Consider the following 23395-nt stretch of genomic DNA (forward strand, 5'->3'; position numbering starts at 1 on the left):
CCGGTTGCGGTACCTTTGCCCGGTCACTCCGGAGATGCCCATGCCCCGCACCCTGATCGCCCTCGCCTGCTTCGCCGCGCTGCCCGCCCTGGCCCAGACCGCCCCGCCGCCGGCGGTGAAGACGGAGCTGTACGCCATCGGCACCGCGCCCTCGCCCGACCGCATCGAAGCCGACATCCGCAAGCTGGTGTCCTTCGGCACCCGCCACACCCTGTCGAGCCAGACCGATCCCAAGCGCGGCATCGGCGCGGCCACGCGCTGGATCCGCGACGAGTTCGAGCGCATTTCGCGCGACTGCGGCGGCTGCCTGGAGGTGCGCGAAGTGCGCGGCACCGTGCAGGGCGAGCCGCGCATCCCCGGTCCGGTGGACGTGGTGAGCGTGATCGCGATCCAGCGCGGCAGTCGCGATCCGAACCGCTACGTGCTGATGAGCGGCGACATCGATTCGCGCGTCACCGACGTGATGGATGCCGAGTCCGACTCGCCGGGCGCGAACGACAACGCCTCGGGCGTGGCCGGCACCCTCGAGGCGGCGCGCGTACTGACGAAATACCAGTTCCCCGCGACGATCGTGTACGCCGCGTTCGCCGGCGAAGAGCAGGGCCTGTTCGGCGGCAAGTTCCTGGCCGAGGAGGCCAAGCGCGACGGCTGGCGCCTCCAGGCGGTGCTCAACAACGACATGATCGGCAACATCTCGGGCATCAACGGCGTCATCGACAACACCACGGCGCGGGTGTTCGCCGAGGGCACGCGCGTCACCGAGACGGCGGAGGAAGCCCGCCAGCGCCGCTTCACCGGCGGCGAGGTCGACTCGCCCACCCGCAACCTCGCACGCTACATCGACCGCATGGCCGACTTCGTGCCCAACCTCGACGTGATGATGGTCTACCGCCTCGACCGCTTCGGCCGCGGCGGCCACCACCGCCCCTTCAACGACCTGGGCTACCCGGCCGTGCGCGTGATGGAAACCAACGAGCATTACGACCGCCAGCACCAGGACCTGCGCACCGAGGACGGCCGCGTCTACGGCGACACCATCGAAGGCGTCGACTTCGACTACGCCGCCAAGCTCACCGCGCTCAACGCCGTCAGCCTGGCCGGCATGGCCTGGGCGCCGCCGCCGCCGGCGGACGTGGCGATCTCGGGCGCGGTGAGCGCCGACACCACGCTCAAGTGGACCCGCCCCAGCGGCCCGCAGGCCGCGGACCTGGCCGGCTACAAGGTCTACTGGCGCCTGACCACCGATGCCCAGTGGACGCACAGCCGCTGGGTCGGCGACGTCAGCGAATACACGCTCAGCAACGTCGTGATCGACAACTACTTCTTCGGCGTCGCGGCCGTGGCCAAGGACGGCACCGAAAGCCCGGTGGTGTTCCCGGGCGCGGCCGGCAGCTTCGGCGGCTACTGACGTCCCGGCTGGACTGGCGTTGCCACCGCGGGGCCAGGTTCCGAACCTTGCCCCGACGTCGTTTCAGCCTCGCAAGGTCTGCAGGTGCACGCTGGTTTCGCTGGCGCTGACGCCTTCGATGCCGCGGATGCGTTCGAGCACGGCCGAGAGCTCGGCCAGGCTGCCCACGCGCAGTTCGGCCAGCAGGTCCCAGCGGCCGTTGGTGTCGTGCAGAGCGGCGACGCCCGGCTCGCCGAGCAGGGCGCGGATCACGCGTTGCTGGTGGCCTTCGACCGCCAACGAGGTCCAGGCGCAGATCTCGTCCGGCGCCGCATCGGGGCGCAGGCGCACGGTGTAGCCGGTGATCACGCCGTCGCGCTCGAGCCGGGCCATCCGGTTGGTGACGGTGCCGCGGGACACGCCGAGGGCCTGGGCCAGGTCGGCGACCGGGGCGCGGGCGTCGTGGCGCAGCTTGGCGAGGAGGCGGTGGTCGAGATCGTCCATTTTTGGCGTTCCGGCAATGGATGCTGTCGTTTTAGCAGGTTTCTGGCGAAAACGTGGCATTTCTGCCGTTTCGCCCTGCCGCCCGGGTCCGGACAATGGACACCACTGACCCACCTTCCCGGAGACCACCCATGGCCATGACCCAGCTCACCACCCAGGACCTCACCCGCATCGTCGCCGCCAACGGCCTGCCGAACCTGCTGGGCCGCCTGGTGGACTACCTGGAAGCCGACTTCCGCCGCTGGCCCGAGTTCGACAAGAGCCCGCGCAGCGCCGCGCATTCGAAGCTGGGCGTGATCGAGCTGATGCCGGTCTCGGACGCCAGGGAATTCAGCTTCAAGTACGTCAACGGCCACCCGGGCAATACCAAGCTGGGCCTGTCGACCGTGGTCGCCTTCGGCGTGCTGGCCGACATGGATACCGGCATGCCGACCGTGATCAGCGAGCTGACCCTGACCACCGCGCTGCGCACGGCCGCCACTTCGGTGATGGCCGCCAAGCTGCTCGCGCGCCCGGATGCCAAGTCGATGGCCTTGATCGGCAACGGTGCCCAGAGCGAGTTCCAGGCGCTGGCCTTCCACCACCTGCTGGGCATCGAGGAAGTGCGCGTGTACGACGTCGACAAGGCCGCCACCGACAAGCTGGTTCGCAACCTGGCCGTGGCCGCCCCGTCCCTGCGGGTGCTGCGCAGCGACAGCGTGGCCCAGGCCGTGCGCGGCGCCGACATCGTCACCACCGTCACCGCCGACAAGGCCAACGCCGACATCCTGACCCCGGGAATGATCGAGCCCGGCATGCACATCAACGGCGTCGGCGGCGACTGCCCCGGCAAGACCGAGCTGGCGCCGGAAGTCGTGGCGATGGCCTCGGTGTTCGTCGAGTTCGACCCGCAGTCGCGCATCGAGGGCGAACTGCAGCAGATGCCGGCCGACTTCCCGGCGACCGAGCTGTGGGAAGTGCTGACGCTCAAGGCCGCCGGCCGCCGCACCGCCGCCGAAGTGACGCTGTTCGACTCGGTCGGCTTCGCGCTCGAGGACTACTCGGCGCTGCGCCTGGTGCGCGACTGCGCCAAGGAGCTGGGCCTGGGACACGAGGCGAACCTGATCCCGGCCCTGCGCGACCCGAAGGACCTGTTCGGCGAACTGGCCGCGGCGCCGGCGATCGCGCGGCTGCAGGCCGCCTGAGGCACCGCCCGCGTTCGCGCTAAGCTGGCCTCGTCTTGATCAGGCGAGGCCAGTTTGCGATGAAACGCCGCACGTTCCTGCGCACCAGCGCGCTGCTGGTCCTGGCCTTGGTCGTCATCGCCCTGGCCTCGGTGTGGGAGCCCGACCGCAGCGTTGAATCGCTGACGGCGAAGTGGGCGCCGCCGCCCTCGCGGTTCATCGCCCTCGACGGCATGCAGGTGCATCTGCGCGACGAGGGCCCGCGCGACGACCCCGCGCCGATCCTGCTGCTGCACGGCACCTCGGCCAGCCTGCACACCTGGGATGGCTGGGTGGCGGTGCTGGCGAAGGACCGCCGCGTCATTCGCGTCGACCTGCCTGGCTTCGGCCTGACCGGACCCGACCCCGCCGACCGCTACGACATCGAGGCCTATACCCGCTTCGTCGTCGACCTGATGGACCAGCTCAAGCTTGGGCGCGTGGTGCTGGCCGGCAACTCCCTGGGCGGCCACATCGCCTGGAAGACCGCCCACGACCACCCCGAGCGCGTGAGCCAGCTCATCCTGGTGGACGCCGCCGGCTATGCCTTCGAACCCGAGTCGATCCCGATCGGCTTCCGCCTCGCCCGCAACCCGCTGTTCGCCCCCTTGCTGACCCGCATCCTGCCGCGCAGCACGGTGGCGGCCAGCCTGCGCGATGTCTACGGCGACCCGACGCGCGTGGATGACGCGCTGGTCGACCGCTACTTCGAACTCACCCTGCGCGCCGGCAACCGCCGCGCGGTGGGCGAGCGCTTCAAGCAGATGAAGTCAGGCGAGCACGAAGGGCAGGTGGCCGAGGTGCGGCAGCCGACCCTGGTCCTGTGGGGCGCAAAGGACCGGCTGATCCCGGTGAAGTTCGGCGAGCGCTTCGCGCGCGAGCTGCCGCAGGGGCGGCTGGTGGTGTTCCCCGGGCTCGGGCATGTGCCGCACGAAGAAGATCCGGTGGCGACGGTGGAGGCGGTGCGGGCGTTTCTGGGTCAGGCCCGCTAGCCACGATGGTTCCCCGCCCGGCGGTCCGCTGACGGCCAGCAGCGGAGATCAGGGATGGGGCAGGTAACACCTTGAGTTAAGCCGCACCAAAGGCGTCGGCTTAAATGATTGGTTAGGTCCTCGGCCAGTTGTAATAGGCCCACCATGCGACAGGTGCGAACACCAGAAGCAATGTGAGTAGGAACCAAAACGCCACATGCAATGGGCGACCCAACAAGACGGAGAGTGGGCTTCTGCGAAAGTCAGCTTCAGTGAGGCTGCCGGCGTCGAAGTCGCTCCGCATCCTAGACCAGCGATACGCGAAGAAGCCCAAGCATGAGGCGCACATGAGCGGAACGCTCGCGTGAATGGAGCTAAGCGCTTCCTCGCGAGTAACGACGTATAGGTAGGAGACTGGCAACGCGATGAGCAGAAACGCCACTCGGGCAAAGCGCGTCCAGCTGAGGCTGAATGATCCAGACATACGTTCCACTGGCCCAAAACCCTAGTTAAGCCGCGCCGAAGGCGTCGGCTTGAATGAATAGTTAGGCCGCGCTACAACCCTAGCCATATTGCAACAGATCCAACTAGCAGGGCTGCCACTACAAGTAGCGAGCGCGGGCGCACCGTTAATGTCGCCCCGCGCGGCTCAGGCACTATCCCGTTCTCAAGTTCCTGAATCAACTCGTGGATCATCTGGATCTGAATTTCTCGGAAACGAGGGTCCTTGGCACGAATGTCGGCATCGTGCAGGAAGTGCCAAACCTCCTCTGGCATATCGACCGCGCAGAATTCTGCGCCAAGTCGTTCGGCGAACGCATCGGCCTCCTGGCGCCAAGCAGGCAACAAGGAGCGGTCGAGCGGAGACGAGTCGCTCAAGCGCCTCAGCTCGCGCGCAATTTCTCTCAGATGGGACGGCTCGCTCACTAGAGGCCAAACACCTAAGTTAAGCCGCGCCGGAGGCGTCGGCGTTGAATGATTCGTTAGGCCCGCGCCAGCCCGGCAGCGACGCCTAGCTTGTAGTACGCAAAGCCGAGAATAGCGGTAACGGCTGCCAAGACTACGGCTCCACCTAACGCGTGCACGAGCCGTGGCGTGTACATCCCCACATACATTACTTCCCCAGGAACCAGCATCCCGGCAAGGGTGAATACGACGACCGCGATTGAGATGCCGGCCATTGAGCCCGCCAGCAAAACCCCTGCTCCGCATAGAACCCGTCCGAACCGAAGTGCTGCGTTCATGGCCTAGCGCCTGAGTTAAGCCGCGCCGAAGGCGTCGGATTGAATAATCAGCTAGCCCCTGATCGAAGCAGCGCCGAATTCGGCCGGATTGGAAGAGACAAAACTGAAGAGCAGTTCAGTCAGGTTGTCCGGATACTCGTAGAACTCAGCATCAAAGTCATCACGCTGCTCGGGTCCGGCAGGAATCGCGCGGCGTACAATATCCGAGCACTTCGTGGCGCCGATGATTTTCAGCGCCTCGGCAGCGAAGGCGACAAGGGCCGGATCCTCGTTCTCGAAGAAGCTCCCAAAGCCGCCGTTGGTGACCTCACTCTCGAGAGCCCAGATGGCCGAGAATACTTGTTGCGGCTGCGACTGCGCGGAGAATTCGACGCGACCGTGATCCGTGCGATCGCTTTCAGACAGTTGAATTAGAAACGCATTCTTGTCCATTCGAGAAAATCCTTGCTGGGCCTGGCTGCCATTTCTACGGACACCAGGGTCTGGCGATACATCCAATCGAGGTGGCGCGATGCAGTCCGCAACGCGCCGAGTGTTGGCGTGCTCAGGTCACCTTTGTCTGGCAACCCACCCGACGGAAAGCCGGAGACGCGCCTACGCTCCAGGGTGCCCGGGGAACCGCCGCCTCTGCGGTCGGGTAGCGGTGGTGGTCAGTTCCGATGTACGCCAAGCGCCGATAGCCGACACTCTCACAAAGCAACCAGAGGGTCCGCAAGACTTTTTCGCTGATGGCAGTGGCTGCTCGAGATGTTGGCTGTCCGTTGCCGCCACTCCCCAAAAACAAAAAGCCCGCCGTGAGGCGGGCTTTCTTGCGAGGGGTTCCCCTCTCCCCGGCCCTCTCCCGCAAGGGGAGAGGGAGACGAGCGGGGGTTACCAGACGACTTCGGCCATCGAGCAGTTCAGGCCGGAGCCGATGCCGAGCAGGGCGACGCGGTCGCCTTTCTTCAGGCGGCCCATTTCGCGCAGCTTGCTCAGCACGATCGGCACCGAGGCCGGGCCGATGTTGCCGTGCTCGTTGAAGATGGTGAGCACCTTCTTCGGGTCGATGCCGAAGGCCTTGATGAAGGCCTGGGTGTGGACCTGGCTGACCTGGTGGATGACGAACTCGTCGAGCTCGTCGACCACCCAGCCCAGGGCCTGGCGGGCTGCGCCGAAGGTAGCGGTGGCCAGCTTCAGGCCTTCGATCAGCAGCATGCGGGTGTCGGTGACCATGCGGTCGAGGTTGCCGCGGCACAGGGTGTTCCACTGCGTGGCGGCCTTGGTGACGCCGCCGCGGTACTTCGGCGCGTCGGGGGTGAGCTCGGCGCGCGAGAGCACCATGGCGGCGGCGCCGCAGCCCAGGGTCAGGGTGGCCAGTTCGTTGCGGAACTGCTCCTCGGTGACGTCGGGGGCGCTCAGGCGCTCGATGGTCTTCTTGTAGGCGAGATTGGCGGTTTCGCCGTCGACGACCAGGGCGTACTCGATCTCGCCGCGCTCGATCATGCGGCTGGCGATGTCCATGCCGTTGAGGAAGGCGAGGCAGGCGTTGGCGACGTCGAAGTTCTGGCAGTTCTCGCCCAGGCCCAGGTTGCCCGAGACGATGGACGCGGTGGACGGCTCGAGGAAGTCGCGGCTGACCGAGGTGTTGACCAGCAGGCCGATCTTCTCGCGCGGCACGCCGGCGTCGGCCAGGGCCTTCTCGGCGGCCAGGGTGGCGGCGTCGGAGGCCTGGGTCTCGTCGTCCCACAGGCGGCGGGCGAAGATGCCGGCGATGTCCTGCAGCACGTCGGTCTTGATGCCCAGCCGGTCCATCGTGGGCTGGAGCTTGGCATTGAGGTCGGCGGAGCTCAGGCGATGCGGGGCATCGATATGGGCGAGGCCGGCGATGGAAACGTGCTGGAACAGCATGGGCAGGGTTCGCCTTGGGGGAAACCCGTCAAAGTTACCTGTTTACAACCGTCCTCTCAACTTCCGCGGGCCCGCGGCGTGAAGAACCGGGACCGGCGCCTCAGTCGGCGATGGGGTAGGTCTCGGCCTCGCCCTCGGCCGCCGGGCGGGTCGACGGGGTGGCCGGGGCCAGGTCCACGCGGCCGCAGCGGAAGGCCAGGAAGCGCTGTTCGCCTTCGGTGGGCTGGTTCTTGGGCTGCACGGTGTCGGCCCCCAGGCTGGGGGCTTCGTTGCGGGCCAGGGTCTCGAGTTCATCGCGGACCCGCAGGTCGTTGCGCTCGTAGGGACCCAGGCGGTCCTTCACCGACACCGACACTTCGCCCCGCTTGGTGCAGGCCGACAGATCCTGGTCGGCGCGGGCGACGCGGATTTCCTTGGCGCCGGGGGCCATCTTCACCCAGGTGCAGGCGGAAACGACGGGGAGCAGCAGCAGGACGCAGAGCAGCTTTCGCACGGGGCAGGCCTCCAAAAGAACACGGGCGGGATTGTCGCCCCGCCCGTGCTGAACCGGCAATGAGTTGGCCGGATTACTTCTTGTCGGCCACCGGGTTGCCGTCGGCGTCGACCACGTGCACCTCGCCGAGGTTGAGCGCACGCACGCCGGCCTCGATCTTGGACAGGTCGCCCACCACCACCCAGGTCAGGGCCTGGGGCTGGATGGCGCTGGCGGCGGCCTGCACCACGGCCGGGGTCAGGGACTCGATCTTGGCGGCGCGCTGGACCACGTAGTCATCGGCGCGGTCGTAGCGGACGATGCCGCCGATGGCGCCGAGCACGGCGTTGGCGGTCTCGTACGAACCCGGCAGGCTGCGGATCTCGGTGGCCTGGATCTTGGCCACTTCCTCCGGCTTGGCCGGCACCTGGCCGGTGGCGTACTCGGCGATCTCGCGCTGGAGCTCGGCGATCGACTCCTGGGTCTTGTCGATCTGCACCGCCGCGAAGGCGATCCACGGACGCTGGCCCAGCGCGGTCTGCACGAAGCTGTAGGAGCCGTAGGCCCAGCCCTTGTCCTCGCGCAGGTTCATGTTCAGGCGCGAGCTGAACTCGCCACCCAGCACGGCGTTGGCGATCTCGAGCTCGGTGGCCTTCTCGTCGCGGGACGAGGGCATCAGCTGGCCGACGTAGACGTTGGCCTGGATCGCGCCCGGCTGGTCGACCAGGAACACGCGCGGCTTGGACGGCAGCGCGACGGTCGGGATGTCCAGGCTGGCCGCGGCCTCGCCCTTGCCCTTCCAGCTGCCCAGGTGCTTCTCGAGCACCGGGGTGATCTCGGCCAGGGTGGTGTCGCCGACGATGACCAGGGTGGCGCCTTCCGGACGCACCCAGCGCTGGTGGAAGGCGACCAGGTCATCGCGGGTGAGCGAGGCGATGGACGCTTCCGTGCCCGAACCGCTGAACGGGATCGCGTACGGGTGGTTGTCGCCGTACATCAGCGGCGGCAGCAGGCGCAGTGCGGCCGCGTTCGGGCGGGCCTTCTCCTGCTTGATGCCGGCGATCCAGCTCTGGCGGACGCGCTCGATTTCCTTCTCCTCGAAGCGCGGCTCGCGCAGCATGGTCGCGAACAGGCCGACCGAGGCGTCCAGGTTCTCCTTGAGCGCCGACAGGTAGGCGCTGCCGCCGTCGAGGGCGGCGCTGGAGCCCAGGTTGGCGCCCAGGGCCTCGGCGCGGTCGCCGAAGGCGAGCGCGTCGTAGTCACCGGCGCCTTCGTCCAGCATGCCCATGGTGAAGCCCGAGGTGCCGAGCTTGCCGCCCAGGTCGGCCGCGTAGCCGCCGTTGAGCAGCAGGTTCATCTGCACCACCGGCAGGCCCGGGCGCTCGGCCAGGATCACCTTGATGCCGTTGCTGAGCTCGGCGCGCTTCAGGGCCGGGAACACCAGGTCCGGGAAGTCCTGGGTGACGGGCACGCCCTTGCTGCGGTCGACGCTGCTCTCGACCGTGGTGTACTTCGGATCGGCGGCCGGGACGGCGGTGGCGGGCGGCGGGGTCACGCTGGGGGCCTCGACGGTGGGGACGCGCTCGCCCGGGGTGACGACGATGGTGTGGTCGCCCTTCGACAGCCAGCGGCGGCCGGTGGCCAGCAGGTCCTTGGCGGACGCGGACTCGAGGGTGGCCAGGCTCTCGCGGAAGCAGCCCGGGTCACCGGCGAACACGGCGCACTCGGCGAGGGCATCGGCCTTGCCGCCGAAGCCGCCGATGCGCTCGATGCCGCGCACGAAGCCGGCCTTGAACACGGTACGGGCCTGCTCGAGCTCGGTGGCGGTCGGGCCCTCGGCGAGGATCTTCGCCATCTCTTCGTCCAGCGCCTTCTCGACGGCGGCCACGTCCACGCCCTGCTTCACGTCGACCTGGATGAAGAACAGGCCACCCAGCAGGCTCGGCCAGGCGCCGGCGGAGACGCTGTCGGCAAGCTTGTCCTCGAACACCAGGCGCTTGTCGAGGCGCGAGCTGCGCGAGCCGCCCAGCACCTGCGCCAGCAGCTGCAGGTGCTCGACGTCGGGCTGGCCGTACTCGGCAGTGTTCCAGGCGCGGTAGACGCGGGCCTGCGGCACGTTGTCGGTGTAGGCGTCGCGGGTGGAGACGCTGCGCGGCGCCGGGTCGACCTTGGGCTGGGCCATCGTCGGGCCGGCCGGGATGTCGCCGAAGTACTTCATCGCCTTCTCGCGGGCGGTGGCGACGTCGATGTCGCCGGCCAGCACCAGCACGGCGTTGTTCGGGCCGTACCAGGTCTTGAAGAAGCGCTTGACGTCATCGAGCGAGGCCGCGCTCAGGTCGGCCATCGAGCCGATGGTGGTCCAGCTGTAGGGGTGGCCTTCCGGATAGCTGGCCTTGAACAGGCGCTCGAAGACCTGGCCGTAGGGCTGGTTCTCGCCCTGCCGCTTTTCGTTCTGGACGACGCCGCGCTGCTCGTCGAGCACTTCCTGGGTGACCGCGCCGAGCAGGTGGCCCATGCGGTCGGACTCCATCCACAGCGCCATGTCGAGCGCGGTGGTCGGGACGTTCTCGAAATAGTTGGTACGGTCGGAATTGGTGGTGCCGTTCTGGTTGGTGGCGCCGACCAGCTCGAACGGACCGAAGAATTCATCCTGGTAGTTCTCGCTGCCCTGGAACATCAGGTGCTCGAACAGGTGCGCGAAACCGGTGCGGCCGGGCAGCTCGTTCTTGGCGCCGACCTGGTACCAGATGTTGACGGCGACGATCGGCGCCTTGCGGTCGGTGTGCACGATCACGCGCAGGCCGTTGGGCAGGGTGAACTGTTCGAACGCGATATCGGCGACCGGTGCGGGCTGGGCCTGTTCCTTGGCGACCGCCTGCGGGGCGTACAGCGGCGAGAGGCTGGCGACGGCGAGGCCGAGGGCCAGGGCAAGCGCGCTGGCGCGCGGGCGGCGGATCGGGGTCATGGGCTACCTTTGTTCGGGACTACCGGCAAATACCGGGGGACCCGAATCCTAGCCTGCCTTGACGGCCCTTACACTAGGCCGAAGGCCATAGTGGAGCCGTCATGAACACTTACCCTTCACGCCGCGCTGTCGTCACGGGCGCCAGTCGCGGCCTCGGCCTCGAGTTCACGCGCCAGCTCCTGGCGCGCGGCGAACGCGTGGTCGCGACCTGCCGACGCCCTGCCTCGGCCGATGCGCTGGCGGCGCTGGCGAAGGCGCATCCGGACCAGCTGCAGGTGGTGGCCCTGTCGGTGGACGACGAGGACAGTCGCCAGGCGTTCGTGCAGGCGCTGGCGGGCATGCACGAGGGACTGGAGCTGCTGGTCAACAACGCCGGCGTGCTCGAGCGCGGCGAACGCTTCGGTGAGCTCCGCGCCGGCGTCATGGCGGACACCTTCGCCACCAACGTCATCGGCCCGATGCTGCTGGCGCAGGCGCTGGCGCCGCGCCTGGCGCGCGGCCAGCGGCCGCGGGTGCTCAACGTCAGCTCCAGGCTCGGCTCGATCGCCTCGACCGCCTCGTTCAACACGCCCAGCTACAACATCAGCAAGGCCGCGCTGAACATGGCCGGCGTGCTGATGGCGCACGCCATGAACCCGATGGGCATCGGCGTCATCAGCGCCAGCCCCGGCTGGGTGCGCACGGCGATGGGCGGCGACGGCGCCGAGCTCACGGTGGAGGAATCGGTGCACAGCCTCCTCAAACTGGTCGACGACGTGCCGGGCCTCCCGGCCGGTGTTTTCCTGGATCGCAACGGAGACACCCTGCCATGGTGATGCGCGCCGCATTGATCGCCTGCCTGCTGGCGCCGCTGCCGGCGCTGGCCTCGCTGACCTTCGAGGAAGGCGTGGCGCGCGAGCCCGACAGCAACCGCGTGCTCTACCTCGAACAGCACCTGGTCCGGCGCGAGGGCAACGAGCCCACCGAGCGCCTGGTGATCTATCGCTGCGGCGACGGCACGCCGTTCGCGCGCAAGCGGGTCGATTACCGCGGCTCGACGGTGGCGCCGGAGTTCGTGTTCGAGGATGCGCGACTGGGCTATGGCGAAGGCCTGCGCCGCCGCACCGGGGTCGAGTCGGTGTGGGTGCGCGAAGGCAAGGGCGAGGCCGAGCGCAGCGCGCCGCTGGACGAGGACGCGCGCCTGGTCGCCGACGCCGGCTTCGACGAGTTCATCCGCGACCACTGGGGCCCGCTGGTGGCGGGCCAGTCGGTGCCGCTGCGGTTCGCGGTACCCTCGCGGCTGCAATCGCTGGGCTTCAAGGTCAACCGCCAGGGCAGCACCGAGTTCGGCGGCGAGCCGGCGGAAACCTTCCGGCTCCGGCTGGGCGGGCTGCTGGGCTGGATCGCGCCCAGCATCGACGTCGCCTACGGCCGCGACAGCCGGCGCCTGCTGCGCTTCGAGGGGCTGAGCAACCTGCGCACCGACGACGGCGAATCGCAGCTGGTCGCGCGCATCGAGTTCCCCACGCCGGCCCGCGCGGCCAGCGAGGCGCAGTGGCAGGCCTTCGCCGGCCAGACGCTGTCGGCCTGCCGCGTCCGGGGCTGAGCCCGGACCCCGCCGGGCCGCCGGCGGCGCGATAATGCCGGGATGATCAACGTCATCCTGTTCGAGCCCGAGATCCCGCCCAATACCGGCAACGTCATTCGCCTGTGCGCGAACACGGGGGCCGCCCTGCACCTGGTCGAGCCGCTGGGCTTCGACTTCGAGGACGCCAAGCTGCGTCGGGCGGGGCTGGACTACCACGAGTTCGCGCAGGTGCAGCGCCACGCCTCGCTGGAAGCCTGCCTGGCGGCGCTGGGCCAGCCGCGGGTGTTCTCGTTCAGTGCCCGTTCCAGCGCGCGTTTCGACCAGGTGCGCTACCAGCCCGGCGACGCGCTGCTGTTCGGGCCCGAGACGCGCGGGCTGCCGGCGGCGGTGATCGAGGCCATTCCCGCGGCCCAGCGCCTGCGTTTGCCCATGCGCGCGGGCCAGCGGAGCCTGAACCTGTCCAACGCGGTGGCGGTCGCGGTGTTCGAGGCCTGGCGCCAACATGAATACGAGGGGGCCGCCGGGGCATGACTGATGGCAGGGCAAGGGCCAAAACAGCCCGCCGTTAATGTTCCGTTACTTTGCGATTTGGATACTGCGCCACAGCCCGACGCGTTCCGACGCCCGGGCGCCCCCACAAAAAAAGGATTCATCCATGAAGCGTTCCCTCATTGCCCTGGCCCTGGTCGCCGTCCTCCCGCTGTCGGCCCAGGCGGATGACAAGCTCAGCTACACCTACGTCGAAGGCGGCTACAACTACGTCGACGCCGACGGCGGTGCCGAGGCCGACGGCTTCGGCGTGCGCGGTTCGTTCGAGTTCGGCGAGTCGGGCTTCTACGGCTTCGGCGGTTACTCGCAGATCGAAGTCGACAACGTCAACGTCGACATCGACAGCACCGAGCTGGGCCTGGGTTACGCCCACGGCCTGTCCGACAACCTGGACCTGATCTCCGAGATCGCCTGGAACGACATCGACGTCGACGGCTTCGGCAGCGAAGACGGCTACCGCGCCTCGATCGGCCTGCGTGGCTCGTTCACCGACAAGTTCGAAGGCCTGGTCAAGGCGAACTACAACGACGGCGACAACGCCGACGGCGACTTCACCGGCACCATCGGCGCCCAGTACAAGTTCACCCAGACCTGGGGTCTGGTCGGCGAAGCCACCTTCGGCGACAACGGTGAGCAGTACCTGGTTGGCCTGCGCGCCAGCTTCTGATCCATCGCTTCAAGTGGTACGAAAAACCCGGCTCCGGCCGGGTTTTTTTTCGCCTGCGGGCCGGGCCCGCCGCGACGGCCACGGCGGCGGCGCGCGCCCGTTAGCCGCGCTGGACAGCGCGGCACCCGGCGCGCACGACGGGCGGAGGGCGCGACCAGACTGGGCACCCCGTGCGAGGTGCCGCCATGACCGTGTCCCTGTTCCGGAAGGAAGCCCTGGCCGCCCGGCAAACGCGCTGGCTGGGCAGCATCACCCTGCACCAGGCGCCGGGGCCATGGCTGTCGACGGCGGTGGCGGTGTTCGCGGCCGCGGCCGTCGTGCTCCTGCTCGCGTTCGGCGAGTACACCCGCCGTTCGCGGGTGGTCGGCCAGCTGGTGCCCAGCCGGGGCATCGCGTCGGTGACGGCGCCGGTCGCCGGGACCCTGGTGCAGGTGCGCGTGGTCGAAGGCCAGTCGGTGCGCGCGGGCGAGGTGCTGGCGGTACTGGCGATGCCGCGCGCCACCCTCGGGAGCGGCGACACCGGGCAGGCGCTGCAGGCCCGCCTGGCCGAGCAGCAGGCCAGCGTGGTCGCTGCCTTCGCCTCGCAGCGACGACAGCTGCAGGCGCAGGCCGCCGGACTGGACGCGCAGGACCGGGACCTGGCGGCGGAGCGGGGCCTGGCCGAAGCCGAGCTCGACACCCGGCGCCAGCAGCATCGGTTGGCGGCGCAGGCGCTGGCGCGCTTGCGCCGGCTGCGTGAGCAGCAGTACGTCACCGAGCTGCAGCTCCAGCAGCAGGCCAGCGGGGTGCTCGAGCAGCTCGCGGCGGTGCAGTCGCTGGAACGGACCGTGCGGTCGCTGCGCCGGCAGCAGGCGCAGCTGCAGCAGGCGCGGGCCGAGCTGCCGCATCGGCTGGCCGCGCTGGAGGCGGGCGAACAGCGCGAGCGGGCCGGCCTGTCGCTCGCCTCGGTGGAAACCCGCGCGCGCACCGAGTCGGTGATCGTGGCGCCGGTCGACGGGACGGTCGGCACGCTGCTGGGCCAGGTCGGCCAGGCGCTCCAGGCCGGACAGCCGGTGCTGGGCCTGCTGCCAGCCGGCAGTCGGCTCGAAGCGCACCTGCTGGTGCCCAGCCGCGCGGCGGGCTTCATCGCCGCCGATGACGCCGTGCTGCTTCGCTACCAGGCCTTCCCGTACCAGGCCTTCGGGCACCACGGTGGCCGCGTGCTGCGGATTTCGCGCAGTGCGATCCCGCCGGGTGAACTGGCGTCGATGCCCGGCATGCCCCGTCCGGGCGAGCCCTACTACCGCATCGTGGTCGAGCTGGCTGAAACGAGCGTACGAGCTTTCGGAAAAAACGAGCCGCTCAAGCCCGGGATGTTAGTGGAAGCGGACATCCTCGGCGAAACGCGGCGCCTCTGGGCCTGGGCCATGGCGCCGCTGTCCGCGATGGCCGGGCCGCTGGCGGGCCCGCCGGACGCGGATCGCGGCGGCGAGGCGGACCGATGAAGCCGATGCTGCAGTCGCAGGCCGCCGAATGCGGGCTGGCCTGCCTGGCGATGATCGCCGACCACCATGGCCATCGGACCGACGTGGCCAGCCTTCGCCGCCGGTTCCCGCTGTCGCTCAAGGGCGCGACGCTGGATCGCCTGGCCGGACTCGCGGGCGCGCTGGGCCTGCAGGCGCGTGCGCTGCGGCTCGAACTCACGGAAATGCCGCAGCTGCAAACGCCCTGCGTCCTGCATTGGGACCTGAACCACTTCGTGGTGTTGGCCAAGGCGGGCGCCTCCGGCATCACGGTGTTCGATCCCGCGTTCGGGGAGCGCCGGCTCAGCTACGCCGAGGCCTCGGCGCATTTCACCGGCGTGGCCCTGGAGCTTTCACCGGGCGCGGGCTTCAAGGCGCAGCCTGCGCCGCCGGCGATCCGGCTGTCGCAGCTCACCGGCACGGTGCGGGGGCTGTGGCCTTCGCTGGCGCGGATCCTGCTGCTGTCCCTGGCGCTGCAGGTGTTCGTGCTGCTCGCGCCCTTCTTCATGCAGTGGGTCGTCGACCAGGCCCTGGTGTCGGCGGACCGGCCGCTGCTGGACTTGCTGGGGCTGGGCTTCGGACTGGCGCTGGTGCTGCAGGTCGCGATCGGCTGGCTGCGCGGCTGGGCGGTGGTCCACCTCTCCACCCGGCTCGGCCTGCAGTGGACCGGCAACGTATTCGCGCACGCCCTGCGCCTGCCGATGGACTACTTCGAGAAGCGCCACCTGGGCGACGTCGTGTCCCGCATGGGCGCGGTGCAGGCGATCCAGCGCACGCTGAGCACCAGTTTCGTCGAGGCGCTGATCGACGGCCTGATGGCGGTGGCGACGCTGGCGATGATGCTGCTCTACAGCGCCAGGCTGACGGCGGTGACGCTGGCGGCGGTGGCGCTTTACCTGGGCCTGCGCGCGATCGCGTTCCGGCCGCTGCGCGCGAGCACCGAGCAGCAGCTGCTGGCTGCGGCACGGCAGCACTCGCACCTGCTCGAATCGCTCCGGGGCATGCAGAGCATCAAGGTGGCCGGCCAGGAAGGGTTTCGCCAGGGCGCGTACCAGAACCTGATGGTCGACACGGTCAACGAGGACGTGCGGCTGGCGCGCCTGGGGCTGGGCTTCAAGACCGCCAGCCAGCTGCTGTTCGGCCTCGAGCGCATCGCGGTGATCTGGATCGGGGCCGGCCTGGCGATGGCTGGGCTGTTCTCGGTCGGCATGCTGGTTGCCTACCTCGCCTACCAGGACCAGTTCGCCCAGCGCGTGGCGGGACTGATCGACAAGTGGATCGAGTTCCGGATGCTGCGCCTGCATGGCGAGCGACTGGCCGACATCGTGCTGACGCCGCCCGAGGACGACCCGGCGTCGGCCTTCGATGCGCTGCCGCCGGCCAACGCCCGGATCGACGTCGAAGGCCTTGGCTTCCGCTACGCGGAGGGCGAGCCCTGGGTGTTCAGGGACTGCAGCTTCACGGTCGGTGACGGCGAGTCCGTCGCCATCGTCGGGCCCTCCGGCTGCGGCAAGACCACGCTGGTCAAACTCCTGCTGGGCCTGCTGCCGCCCACCGAGGGCCGGGTGCGGATAGGTGGCCAGGACATCCGCCAGCTGGGCATGCGCAACTATCGCGCACGGGTGGCGGCGGTGATGCAGGATGACCCGCTGTTCGCCGGCTCCATCGCCGAAAACATCGCCTTCGGCGACCGTGCCGCCGACGCGATGCGGGTCGAGGCCGCGGCGCGGCTGGCGTCGGTGCATGCCGACATCCGCGCGATGCCGATGGGCTACCACAGCCTGATCGGCGACATGGGCACCACCCTGTCGGGCGGCCAGAAGCAGCGGGTACTCCTGGCGCGCGCCCTTTACCGGCGGCCGAAACTGCTCGTCCTCGACGAGGCAACCAGCCACCTGGACGTCGAGCGCGAACGCATCGTCAACGACGCCGTGCGCCGCCTGAAGTTGACCCGGATCATCATCGCCCATCGCCCGGAAACCATCGCCTCGGCGGATCGGGTGCTGGTGATGCAGCAGGGCCGCGGCGTGGTGGAGATGCCGGGCGCGAAAAGCGCGGCAGTCTCAGCGCAGGAAGAAAAGGAACCCGGTACCGCTGGTTAAGGCCAGGAGGAGGGCGGTGCAGAGGAGGGCGGCGCCGGCGGCGGTGCGGGCGGCGGGCGGCTGGGCGTCGTCGCGGGCGGCAGCGCTGGCGGCGCGGAGCAGGGCAGGGGCGCGGCGCCACAGCGGCGTGGCGGCCAGGCCGCGGGCGACGGCGAACTCGGCGAGCAGGTGCAGCAGGGTCGCGGTGAGCACGACGATGGCCAGCAGCAGCACGCCGATCAGGACGACCATCGCGGCTTACTCGAACAGGCCTTCGGGATACTCGGGCTTCTGTTCGCGCGAGAGCAGCATCCGCAGGCCCTCGATCGGGGTGATCTCGCCGTGCAGCACGCGATGCACCAGGTCGGAGATCGGCAGCTCGATGCCGTGGCGCTGCGCCAGGCGCATCACTTCGTCGGCGGTTTGCACCGACTCGACCACCTGGCCGATGGCCGCCACCGCCTCCTGGATCGACTGGCCGCGACCGAGCGCCAGGCCCAGGCGGCGGTTGCGCGACAGGTCGCCGGTGCTGGTCAGCACCAGGTCGCCCAGGCCGGCCAGGCCCATCAGGGTTTCCGCGCGGCCGCCGAGGGCGACGTTGAGGCGCAGCATTTCATTCAGGCCGCGGGTGATCAGGCCGGCGCGCGCGTTCAGGCCCAGCTGCATGCCGTCGGCGATGCCGGTGGCCACCGCCAGCACGTTCTTCATCGCGCCGCCCAGTTCGGCGCCGAGCATGTCGGTGCCGGTGTAGGCGCGGAAGGTGGGGCCGTGCAGCGACTCGGCGACCTGGCGGGTGAACTCTTCGTCGTCAGAATGCACGGTGACGGCGGTGGGCAGGCCCTGCGCCACTTCCTTGGCGAACGAGGGGCCGGTGACCACGGCCAGCGGCACGCCGGGGCCGAGCACGTCGCCGGCGACTTCGTGCAGGAAGCGGCCCGAGCCGGGCTCGAAGCCCTTGGTCGCCCAGGCCACGCCGGCGTGCGCGCGGCGATGCGGCGCCAGCGCGTGCAGGGTCTCGGTGAAGGCGTGGCTGGGCGTGACCACCAGCAGCAGGTCGGCGCCCGCGACCGCCTCGGCCAGGTCGCCGGTGGCGCGCAGGCTTTCGGGCAGGGGGATGCCGGGCAGGTAGCGGGTGTTCTCGTGCTGGCCGTTGATCGACGCGACCTGGGCCGCGTCGCGGCCCCAGATCACGGTCGGGTGGCCGTTGCGCGCGATCAGCGACGCCAGCGCCGTGCCCCAGGACCCGGTCCCGAGCACGGCGATGGCCGGCTTGGCGGTGCTCATGCGCGCCGCGCCGGGATCAGGCGTTGCCGCCCTCGGGGAGCTGCGCGGCCTGGGCCTGCGCCTGCTCGGCGCGACGGCGCAGGCCTTCGGCGTACAGGCCCTCGAAGTTGATCGGCTGCAGGTAGAACGGCGGGAAGCCGCCCTGCGTGACCAGCTCGCTGATGGCCTGGCGCACGTACGGGAACAGGACGTTCGGGCAGTAGGTGCCCAGCATCATGTCCAGGGTGCGCTCGTCGAAGCCGCTCAGGCCGAACAGGCCGGCCTGCTCGATCTCGGCCAGGTAGACGGTCTTGTCTTCGATCTTGCAGGTCAGGGTGATGCCCAGCGCGACTTCGTACACGCCGTCGCCGACGCGGCCGACCTTCTGGTTCAGGTTCAGCTCGAGGTTCGGCTGGCCCTGTTCGTTGAACACCTGCGGCGCGTTCGGCACTTCGAAGGACACGTCCTTGACGTAGATCTTCTGGATGGTGAACTGCGCCTGGTCGGCGCCCGCGGCACCATTGTTCTGCTCGGCCATTACGGCAACTCCAGTGGGAAATCGGTGGGAAAGAGGGGGATTATCGCATGCCGGGCAAGGTCAGGCCTTGCCCTTGGCCAGCGGCAGGCCCGCGCTGGTCCAGGCGCCGATGCCACCATCGAGCACGCTGACCTTCTTGAAGCCGGCCTTGACCAGCTTCTCGGCGGTGCCCGCGGCGGTCACGCCGGCGGCGCAGACCAGCACCACGGGCGACTCCTTGGCCTTGGCCAGCAGCTTGCCCTCGGGATCGATCTGGCTGGGCAGCTGGTGCCGGGAGCCGGTGATGTGGCCCTTCTCGAAGTCGGGCTGCGCGCGCAGGTCGACCACCAGCGCGTTCTCGCGGTTGATCAGGTCGGTGAGCTGGGCGGGGGTGACGCCCTTGAAGCCGCGGAAGAGCCGCATGACCTCGGTGACCACCAGGGCCAGCGTGAGGCCGACGAAGGCGAACGACAGCGTGGGGCTTTGTTGGGCGAACTCGAGCAGGCGTTCCATGGCGGGCGGGCGGTTCCTACGGCGGGGGCGGCATTATGGGCGCCGCCGCGGCCGCGGGCAAAGCCGGCTCAGCGGGTGGCGTCCAGGTCAGGCAGTCCGGACATCAGCCACCAGCGCTTGGCCTCGGCGTCCCAGCGCCAGGTCTGGCGGTCGGTGATGACCTTCTCGACCTGGGTATTGCGGTTGATGACGCGGATCTCAACCACCTGCTCGTAGGTATCCGGGGCCGGCTCGCTGCCCGACTTGACCTCGTAGCCCGAGACCTGGAACTGCTTGTAGCGCTCTTTCTCCAGGTCCGTCAGCGGCTTGGCCTCGAGCACGGCCGGGTCGATGAAGCCCGCGGCGACGTCGAAATCGCTCCAGCGCACGGCACTGACGTAGTGGTACAGGGTCTGGTCGCGCGGGCTGCGCTGCACGGTCTGGCTGGCGCAGGCGGTGAACAGGACCAGCCCGAGGGCCAGCGCGAGGCGGAAGAGGCGTTGGGCGTTCATGCGGCCATTATGCACAACCGCACCCGGGCCGCCGGCGGGCCCGGTCAGGGGGCCCGCAGGGCCGCGAAGCGGCCGCTGAACTCGGCCACGGGGCTGCCGTCGGGGGCCAGCACCCGGGCGACCAGCTGGGCCCGGGCCCGGCCGCGCTCGCGGTAGCTGCGCAGGAAGCCGTCCCAGTCGGTGCCTTCGTCCAGCCAGGCTTCGGCCGCGAGATCGGCCACCAGCGGCTTGAGGTACTTGAGCTGGCTGTCGGCGACGTAGACCTCGGCCTTGATGCCTTCCTCGCCGAGCCGCAGCGTCAGCAGGCCCCAGGCCGCCAGCGTCGCGATCGAGGCCATGCTGCCGCCGAACACCGTGCCCTTGTCGTTGACGTTGGCGGCCAGCGGCGCCTGCAGGCGCAGCACGCGGCCGTCCCAGCCGGCGGAACGGATGCCCATGGCGGCGACGGGCGGCATGTCGCGGTAGCAGGCGTCGAGGGCTTCGAGGGTCTTCATGCGGTGACGGGTCCTGGAGGCTGTGCGAAGCTGGGGCATGGCCAGTCCAAGCCCAGCGCCGGTATTGGCGGGATGGTATGTCATCTCGCTGCGTCCTTCGGGCGCACACGGGCCGGTGCGCCGTGCGGCGGCGGCCCTGGGCGCGCGGGTGTTGCCGATCTCTACGCTGCGGCTGCTGTCGATGGATGCAGGCGTGGCGCTGGACGCCGCCCTGGCCTGCCCGATCCTGGTGTTCACCAGCCCGGCGGCGGTGCGCTTTGCGCGCGCGCAGCGACCGCTGGTGGCGCGGCGCGGGCAAACCTGGCTGGCGGTGGGCAGCGGCACGGCCACCGCGCTGCGGCAGGCCGGCATCCCCGAGGTGCGGATGCCGCCCGACCGCGCCGACTCCGAAGGGCTGCTGGCCCTGCCCGAGCTGCAGTCGCTGGGCGCTCAGTCGGTGGGCCTGGTCACGGCACCCGGCGGCCGCGGGCTGATCGGCGAAACCCTGGCCCAACGCGGGGCGCGGGTGCATTTGGCCGAGGTCTACCGGCGCGAACCCCTCATCCCGCGACCGTCGCGCACCGGCCTGATCGCGGCCCTGCCCGACACCGCCGCCCTGCTGGTGAGCAGCGCCGAAGCCTTCGACGCGCTGTGGTCGCGGCTCGATGACACCAGCCGGGCCACGCTGCGCCGGCGACCGGGCGTGGCCAGCAGTCCGCGGCTGGCGGCCCGGCTGGCCGAGGAGGCCTTCGCGGCCATCGTCATCGCCGACGGCGCGGCGCCGAATGCCCTGCTCGCGGCGCTGGCCGCCGATGTCGCCGGCGGACGCTTCCGGTAGGATTGCGGCAGTTTCCGCGTTATCCCCCGACAGTGGACACCGTGCTCGCACCCGACCCCGATTCTCCTTCCGCCCGTCGCTCGTTCGGCGTCCTGGGCTGGCTGCTGCTGTTGCTGGTCGTGGCTGCGCTGGGCGCGGGCGGCTGGTTCGCCTGGCGATCGCTGCGCACCGCACCGGTGGAGGGGCCCGACCTGAGCCCGGAGGCGCTGGACGCGCGCCTGCTCGACGCCGAACAGGCCGTGGTGACCCTGCGCCGCACCCAGCAGGGCCTCGACCAGCGGCTCACCGACACCACCGCCCGCACCGGCCTGCTGCGCGATGAAGTGTTGGGCGTGGGCCAGCGCGCGGCGATCCTGGAGGACAGCCTGCGCGAGCTCTCGAACCAGGCCCAGGAAGGCCGCGAAGCGCTGCGCCTGGACGAAGCCGAACTGCTGCTCAGCCTCGCCCAGGCCCGCCTGGACGTGGCCGGCGACCTGGCCGGCGCCATTCGCGCAACCGCGATGGCGCGCGAAACGCTCGAGCCGCTGGTCGACCCGCAATACATCAGCCTGCGCCAGACCCTGGGCCAGGAGCTCGCGGCGCTGCGCGCGCTGCCGGCGGATCCGCGCAGCCTGGCCGCCGGTGAACTCGACGCCCTGCAGGCCAGCCTGCCGCGCCTGGCCAGCCGCGCGCCCGGCGCGCCGCCGGCGTCCGGCACCGGCTCGGGCTGGCAGCGCCTGCTCGACGCCATCGTGCAGGTGCGGCCCAGCAGCTCGCAGGACCTGATTTCCCCGTCCGACCGCGCCACCGGCGAGGCCGCGCTTGGCCTCGAACTGGCGCTGGCGCGGATCGCGCTCGACCGCCGCGACCAGGGCGGCTTCCGCGCCGCGCTGGTGCGCATCGACCAGTGGCTGCAGCGCCTTTACGCGGAGGACGCCACCCTGCGCGAACGCCGCGAACGCCTGGCCCGGCTGGGCGAACTGGACCTGGTGCCCGACCTGCCGATGGCGGGCAGCGGCCTGCAGCAGCTGCGCGACCTGCGCCGGGGCGCCGGGTCGTGAACCTCTACCGCAGCCTGCTGTGGTGGCTGGCGCTGGCGGCGTTGGGCGCCCTGGGCTGGACCTGGTTCTCGCAGGACCTGGGCGACGTGGTGGTGCGCTTCCGCGGGCTGACCTACACCACCACGCTGGCCTACTTCGTCATCGGCTGGGCGCTGCTGTGGTTCGCGCTGTGGGCGCTGGCCTGGCTGCTGCGGCTGCCCATCCACGCCTGGCGCCGGCATGCGCGGCAGCTCGCGCGCAACCGTCTGGCCACCGGCCTGGAGGCCCTGCACCAGGGTCGCTGGCAGCGCGCGGAAACGCTGCTGCTCAAGTCGGCCGAAGAGCCGCTGCTGCGCACGCCGGCCCTGATCGGCGCGCGCCGCGCCGCCGATGGCCGCGGCGACGTCGAGGCCGCGGCCCGGCACCAGGCCGCGCTGCTCGCCCAGGACCCGCTGGCCGCGGCGCTGGAACAGGCCACGCGCCTGGCCGCGAACCAGCGCCACGAGGACGTGCTGGCCGCCCTGGCCCCGTTCGCCAATCCGCCGCCGGCGGCCCTGCTGCTGCAGGCGCGGGCGCTGTCGGGCGCCGGGCGCGCGCATGAGGCGCAGGCCCAGCTCAACGTCCTGCGGCGCGAACAGGCGCTGTCGGCCGAAGGCCTGGCCGCGCTGGAGATCGAACTCAGCGCGGCCGCGCTGGCGCAGTCACCGCAGGCCGACGGCCTGGTGCAGCGCTGGAATGCCCTGCCGCAACGCCTGCAGCACGCGCCCGCCGTGGTCGCCGCGTTCGCCATCCGCTCGGCCCAGCTCGGGCTCGAGGACATCGGCGCCGAGGCGGTGGCCGAGGCGCTGGACGCGCAGTGGAATGAAACCGTGGTCGCGATCTACGGGCGCCTGCCCGCGGGCCGCGATCCGCAGCGCCTCGCGCGCGCCGAAGCCTGGCTGGCCGCGCACTCCGCCAGCCCGGGCCTGCTGGTGACGCTGGGCCAGCTGTGCGTGGTGCAGAAATTGTGGGGCAAGGCCGAGGACTTCCTGCACCGCGCCCTGGCGCAGGGCGCCGGCGCCGAGGCCTGGGAACTGCTGGGCCACGCCTGGACCGCCCAGAACGACAGCGCCCGCGCGACGATCGCCTACGCCAACGCCCTGCGCGTGGCCCGCGAGGAAGCCCCGCTGGCCCTGACCGGCCGCAGCCTGCGCGAACAAATCGCCGACGAAGCCGTCCCCGAACTCCGCAACGAGCACGGCATCCCCCTCCTCCCCCCCTGAGATCGAACCAGGTTCATTTAA

The 23395-nt window shown here is 70.1% G+C and carries 24 protein-coding genes; 12 read left to right on the forward strand and 12 right to left on the reverse strand.

Annotation, left to right across the window (positions count from 1 at the left end; all coding sequences use genetic code 11):
- The first annotated feature begins 40 nt into the window (after positions 1 to 40).
- Positions 41 to 1408 (forward strand): M28 family metallopeptidase, encoded by a 1368-nt coding sequence (locus tag VFQ84_RS12555; protein WP_325131977.1) that lies wholly within the window; start codon positions 41 to 43, stop codon positions 1406 to 1408.
- A 63-nt stretch (positions 1409 to 1471) separates the two neighbouring features.
- Here the strand turns inward: VFQ84_RS12555 and VFQ84_RS12560 are convergent, their stop codons facing one another.
- Entirely contained in the window at positions 1472 to 1891 is a 420-nt protein-coding gene (locus VFQ84_RS12560; RefSeq protein WP_325131978.1) for an Lrp/AsnC family transcriptional regulator, read from the reverse strand.
- Between the two features lie 131 nt (positions 1892 to 2022).
- Here VFQ84_RS12560 and VFQ84_RS12565 point away from each other — a divergent pair, with 131 nt between their 5' ends.
- Together VFQ84_RS12565 and VFQ84_RS12570 are read left to right on the forward strand one after the other, a co-directional pair.
- Positions 2023 to 3075 carry an ornithine cyclodeaminase gene (locus VFQ84_RS12565; protein ID WP_325131979.1) on the forward strand — a complete coding sequence of 351 codons (1053 nt, stop codon included), beginning with the start codon at positions 2023 to 2025 and terminating at the stop codon, positions 3073 to 3075.
- A gap of 59 nt (positions 3076 to 3134) precedes the next feature.
- A complete protein-coding gene (locus VFQ84_RS12570; protein WP_325131980.1) occupies positions 3135 to 4085 on the forward strand; it encodes an alpha/beta hydrolase in 951 nt (316 codons plus the stop codon).
- A gap of 534 nt (positions 4086 to 4619) precedes the next feature.
- On the opposite strand, the gene VFQ84_RS12575 is transcribed toward VFQ84_RS12570, so the two are convergent.
- The 5 genes from VFQ84_RS12575 to VFQ84_RS12595 all read right to left on the reverse strand — a co-directional run bounded on the left by VFQ84_RS12575 (position 4620) and on the right by VFQ84_RS12595 (position 10632).
- Positions 4620 to 4943, reverse strand: a complete 324-nt coding sequence (locus VFQ84_RS12575) for a hypothetical protein (protein ID WP_325131981.1) — start codon at positions 4941 to 4943, stop codon at positions 4620 to 4622.
- A gap of 416 nt (positions 4944 to 5359) precedes the next feature.
- Entirely contained in the window at positions 5360 to 5740 is a 381-nt protein-coding gene (locus tag VFQ84_RS12580; protein ID WP_325131982.1) for a DMP19 family protein, read from the reverse strand.
- 438 nt (positions 5741 to 6178) lie between these two features.
- A complete protein-coding gene (locus tag VFQ84_RS12585) occupies positions 6179 to 7195 on the reverse strand; it encodes a 3-oxoacyl-ACP synthase III (protein ID WP_034212769.1) in 1017 nt (338 codons plus the stop codon).
- 100 nt (positions 7196 to 7295) lie between these two features.
- Complete coding sequence (locus VFQ84_RS13950; RefSeq protein ID WP_414637048.1) at positions 7296 to 7688, reverse strand: DUF4156 domain-containing protein; 393 nt, start codon at positions 7686 to 7688, stop codon at positions 7296 to 7298.
- Positions 7689 to 7761: 73 nt separating this feature from the next.
- On the reverse strand, positions 7762 to 10632 hold the full coding sequence (locus tag VFQ84_RS12595) for a pitrilysin family protein (protein WP_325131983.1): 2871 nt from the start codon (positions 10630 to 10632) through the stop codon (positions 7762 to 7764).
- 101 nt (positions 10633 to 10733) lie between these two features.
- On the opposite strand from VFQ84_RS12595, the gene VFQ84_RS12600 reads away from it, so the two are divergent.
- The 6 genes from VFQ84_RS12600 (at position 10734) to VFQ84_RS12625 (ending at position 17019) form a co-directional block, all read left to right on the forward strand.
- Entirely contained in the window at positions 10734 to 11447 is a 714-nt protein-coding gene (locus tag VFQ84_RS12600; protein WP_325131984.1) for an SDR family oxidoreductase, read from the forward strand.
- Positions 11441 to 12217, forward strand: coding sequence for a hypothetical protein (locus VFQ84_RS12605; RefSeq protein WP_325131985.1), 777 nt, complete (start codon positions 11441 to 11443; stop codon positions 12215 to 12217). The genes VFQ84_RS12600 and VFQ84_RS12605 overlap by 7 nt, the downstream gene beginning before the upstream one ends.
- Before the next feature lie 42 nt (positions 12218 to 12259).
- Positions 12260 to 12730, forward strand: coding sequence for a tRNA (cytidine(34)-2'-O)-methyltransferase (locus VFQ84_RS12610; protein ID WP_325131986.1), 471 nt, complete (start codon positions 12260 to 12262; stop codon positions 12728 to 12730).
- 124 nt (positions 12731 to 12854) lie between these two features.
- Positions 12855 to 13415, forward strand: a complete 561-nt coding sequence (locus tag VFQ84_RS12615; RefSeq protein ID WP_325131987.1) for a diffusible signal factor-reguated Ax21 faimly protein — start codon at positions 12855 to 12857, stop codon at positions 13413 to 13415.
- A 185-nt stretch (positions 13416 to 13600) separates the two neighbouring features.
- Positions 13601 to 14899, forward strand: a complete 1299-nt coding sequence (locus tag VFQ84_RS12620) for an HlyD family secretion protein (protein ID WP_325131988.1) — start codon at positions 13601 to 13603, stop codon at positions 14897 to 14899.
- Positions 14896 to 17019 carry a peptidase domain-containing ABC transporter gene (locus tag VFQ84_RS12625; protein ID WP_325131989.1) on the forward strand — a complete coding sequence of 708 codons (2124 nt, stop codon included), beginning with the start codon at positions 14896 to 14898 and terminating at the stop codon, positions 17017 to 17019. Before VFQ84_RS12620 ends, VFQ84_RS12625 begins: the two co-directional genes overlap by 4 nt.
- On the opposite strand, the gene VFQ84_RS12630 is transcribed toward VFQ84_RS12625, so the two are convergent.
- The 6 genes from VFQ84_RS12630 to VFQ84_RS12655 all read right to left on the reverse strand — a co-directional run bounded on the left by VFQ84_RS12630 (position 16981) and on the right by VFQ84_RS12655 (position 20276).
- Entirely contained in the window at positions 16981 to 17250 is a 270-nt protein-coding gene (locus VFQ84_RS12630) for a hypothetical protein (protein ID WP_325131990.1), read from the reverse strand. The two genes, VFQ84_RS12625 and VFQ84_RS12630, sit on opposite strands and share 39 nt — an antisense overlap.
- Before the next feature lie 6 nt (positions 17251 to 17256).
- Complete coding sequence (locus tag VFQ84_RS12635) at positions 17257 to 18282, reverse strand: NAD(P)H-dependent glycerol-3-phosphate dehydrogenase (protein ID WP_325131991.1); 1026 nt, start codon at positions 18280 to 18282, stop codon at positions 17257 to 17259.
- 16 nt (positions 18283 to 18298) lie between these two features.
- On the reverse strand, positions 18299 to 18799 hold the full coding sequence (gene secB / locus VFQ84_RS12640) for a protein-export chaperone SecB (RefSeq protein ID WP_325131992.1): 501 nt from the start codon (positions 18797 to 18799) through the stop codon (positions 18299 to 18301).
- Positions 18800 to 18859: 60 nt separating this feature from the next.
- Positions 18860 to 19291, reverse strand: a complete 432-nt coding sequence (locus VFQ84_RS12645; protein WP_325131993.1) for a rhodanese-like domain-containing protein — start codon at positions 19289 to 19291, stop codon at positions 18860 to 18862.
- A 68-nt stretch (positions 19292 to 19359) separates the two neighbouring features.
- Positions 19360 to 19782, reverse strand: a complete 423-nt coding sequence (locus tag VFQ84_RS12650) for a hypothetical protein (protein WP_325131994.1) — start codon at positions 19780 to 19782, stop codon at positions 19360 to 19362.
- Positions 19783 to 19826: 44 nt separating this feature from the next.
- Positions 19827 to 20276 carry a YiiD C-terminal domain-containing protein gene (locus VFQ84_RS12655; RefSeq protein ID WP_325131995.1) on the reverse strand — a complete coding sequence of 150 codons (450 nt, stop codon included), beginning with the start codon at positions 20274 to 20276 and terminating at the stop codon, positions 19827 to 19829.
- 37 nt (positions 20277 to 20313) lie between these two features.
- Between VFQ84_RS12655 and VFQ84_RS12660 the strand changes: the two genes are divergently transcribed.
- The 3 genes from VFQ84_RS12660 to VFQ84_RS12670 are packed head-to-tail and all read left to right on the forward strand — an operon-like array spanning position 20314 to position 23374.
- On the forward strand, positions 20314 to 21093 hold the full coding sequence (locus VFQ84_RS12660) for a uroporphyrinogen-III synthase (protein ID WP_325131996.1): 780 nt from the start codon (positions 20314 to 20316) through the stop codon (positions 21091 to 21093).
- A gap of 41 nt (positions 21094 to 21134) precedes the next feature.
- Positions 21135 to 22133 carry a uroporphyrinogen-III C-methyltransferase gene (locus tag VFQ84_RS12665; protein ID WP_325131997.1) on the forward strand — a complete coding sequence of 333 codons (999 nt, stop codon included), beginning with the start codon at positions 21135 to 21137 and terminating at the stop codon, positions 22131 to 22133.
- Positions 22130 to 23374, forward strand: coding sequence for a heme biosynthesis protein HemY (locus VFQ84_RS12670; RefSeq protein ID WP_325131998.1), 1245 nt, complete (start codon positions 22130 to 22132; stop codon positions 23372 to 23374). The genes VFQ84_RS12665 and VFQ84_RS12670 overlap by 4 nt, the downstream gene beginning before the upstream one ends.
- Positions 23375 to 23395: the final 21 nt, after the last annotated feature.

The sequence above is a fragment of the Arenimonas sp. genome (assembly GCF_035721105.1).
Lineage (GTDB): Bacteria > Pseudomonadota > Gammaproteobacteria > Xanthomonadales > Xanthomonadaceae > Arenimonas.

Bases quoted from the DNA above. Each gene is read 5' to 3' on its own strand.
- VFQ84_RS12555 (WP_325131977.1), top strand. From the start codon at position 41: ATGCCCCGCACCCTGATCGCCCTCGCCTGCTTCGCCGCGCTGCCCGCC.
- VFQ84_RS12560 (WP_325131978.1), bottom strand. From the start codon at position 1,891: ATGGACGATCTCGACCACCGCCTCCTCGCCAAGCTGCGCCACGACGCC.
- VFQ84_RS12565 (WP_325131979.1), top strand. From the start codon at position 2,023: ATGGCCATGACCCAGCTCACCACCCAGGACCTCACCCGCATCGTCGCC.
- VFQ84_RS12570 (WP_325131980.1), top strand. From the start codon at position 3,135: ATGAAACGCCGCACGTTCCTGCGCACCAGCGCGCTGCTGGTCCTGGCC.
- VFQ84_RS12580 (WP_325131982.1), bottom strand. From the start codon at position 5,740: ATGGACAAGAATGCGTTTCTAATTCAACTGTCTGAAAGCGATCGCACG.
- VFQ84_RS12585 (WP_034212769.1), bottom strand. From the start codon at position 7,195: ATGCTGTTCCAGCACGTTTCCATCGCCGGCCTCGCCCATATCGATGCC.
- VFQ84_RS12595 (WP_325131983.1), bottom strand. From the start codon at position 10,632: ATGACCCCGATCCGCCGCCCGCGCGCCAGCGCGCTTGCCCTGGCCCTC.
- VFQ84_RS12600 (WP_325131984.1), top strand. From the start codon at position 10,734: ATGAACACTTACCCTTCACGCCGCGCTGTCGTCACGGGCGCCAGTCGC.
- VFQ84_RS12605 (WP_325131985.1), top strand. From the start codon at position 11,441: ATGGTGATGCGCGCCGCATTGATCGCCTGCCTGCTGGCGCCGCTGCCG.
- VFQ84_RS12610 (WP_325131986.1), top strand. From the start codon at position 12,260: ATGATCAACGTCATCCTGTTCGAGCCCGAGATCCCGCCCAATACCGGC.
- VFQ84_RS12615 (WP_325131987.1), top strand. From the start codon at position 12,855: ATGAAGCGTTCCCTCATTGCCCTGGCCCTGGTCGCCGTCCTCCCGCTG.
- VFQ84_RS12620 (WP_325131988.1), top strand. From the start codon at position 13,601: ATGACCGTGTCCCTGTTCCGGAAGGAAGCCCTGGCCGCCCGGCAAACG.
- VFQ84_RS12625 (WP_325131989.1), top strand. From the start codon at position 14,896: ATGAAGCCGATGCTGCAGTCGCAGGCCGCCGAATGCGGGCTGGCCTGC.
- VFQ84_RS12630 (WP_325131990.1), bottom strand. From the start codon at position 17,250: ATGGTCGTCCTGATCGGCGTGCTGCTGCTGGCCATCGTCGTGCTCACC.
- VFQ84_RS12635 (WP_325131991.1), bottom strand. From the start codon at position 18,282: ATGAGCACCGCCAAGCCGGCCATCGCCGTGCTCGGGACCGGGTCCTGG.
- secB (WP_325131992.1), bottom strand. From the start codon at position 18,799: ATGGCCGAGCAGAACAATGGTGCCGCGGGCGCCGACCAGGCGCAGTTC.
- VFQ84_RS12645 (WP_325131993.1), bottom strand. From the start codon at position 19,291: ATGGAACGCCTGCTCGAGTTCGCCCAACAAAGCCCCACGCTGTCGTTC.
- VFQ84_RS12650 (WP_325131994.1), bottom strand. From the start codon at position 19,782: ATGAACGCCCAACGCCTCTTCCGCCTCGCGCTGGCCCTCGGGCTGGTC.
- VFQ84_RS12655 (WP_325131995.1), bottom strand. From the start codon at position 20,276: ATGAAGACCCTCGAAGCCCTCGACGCCTGCTACCGCGACATGCCGCCC.
- VFQ84_RS12660 (WP_325131996.1), top strand. From the start codon at position 20,314: ATGGCCAGTCCAAGCCCAGCGCCGGTATTGGCGGGATGGTATGTCATC.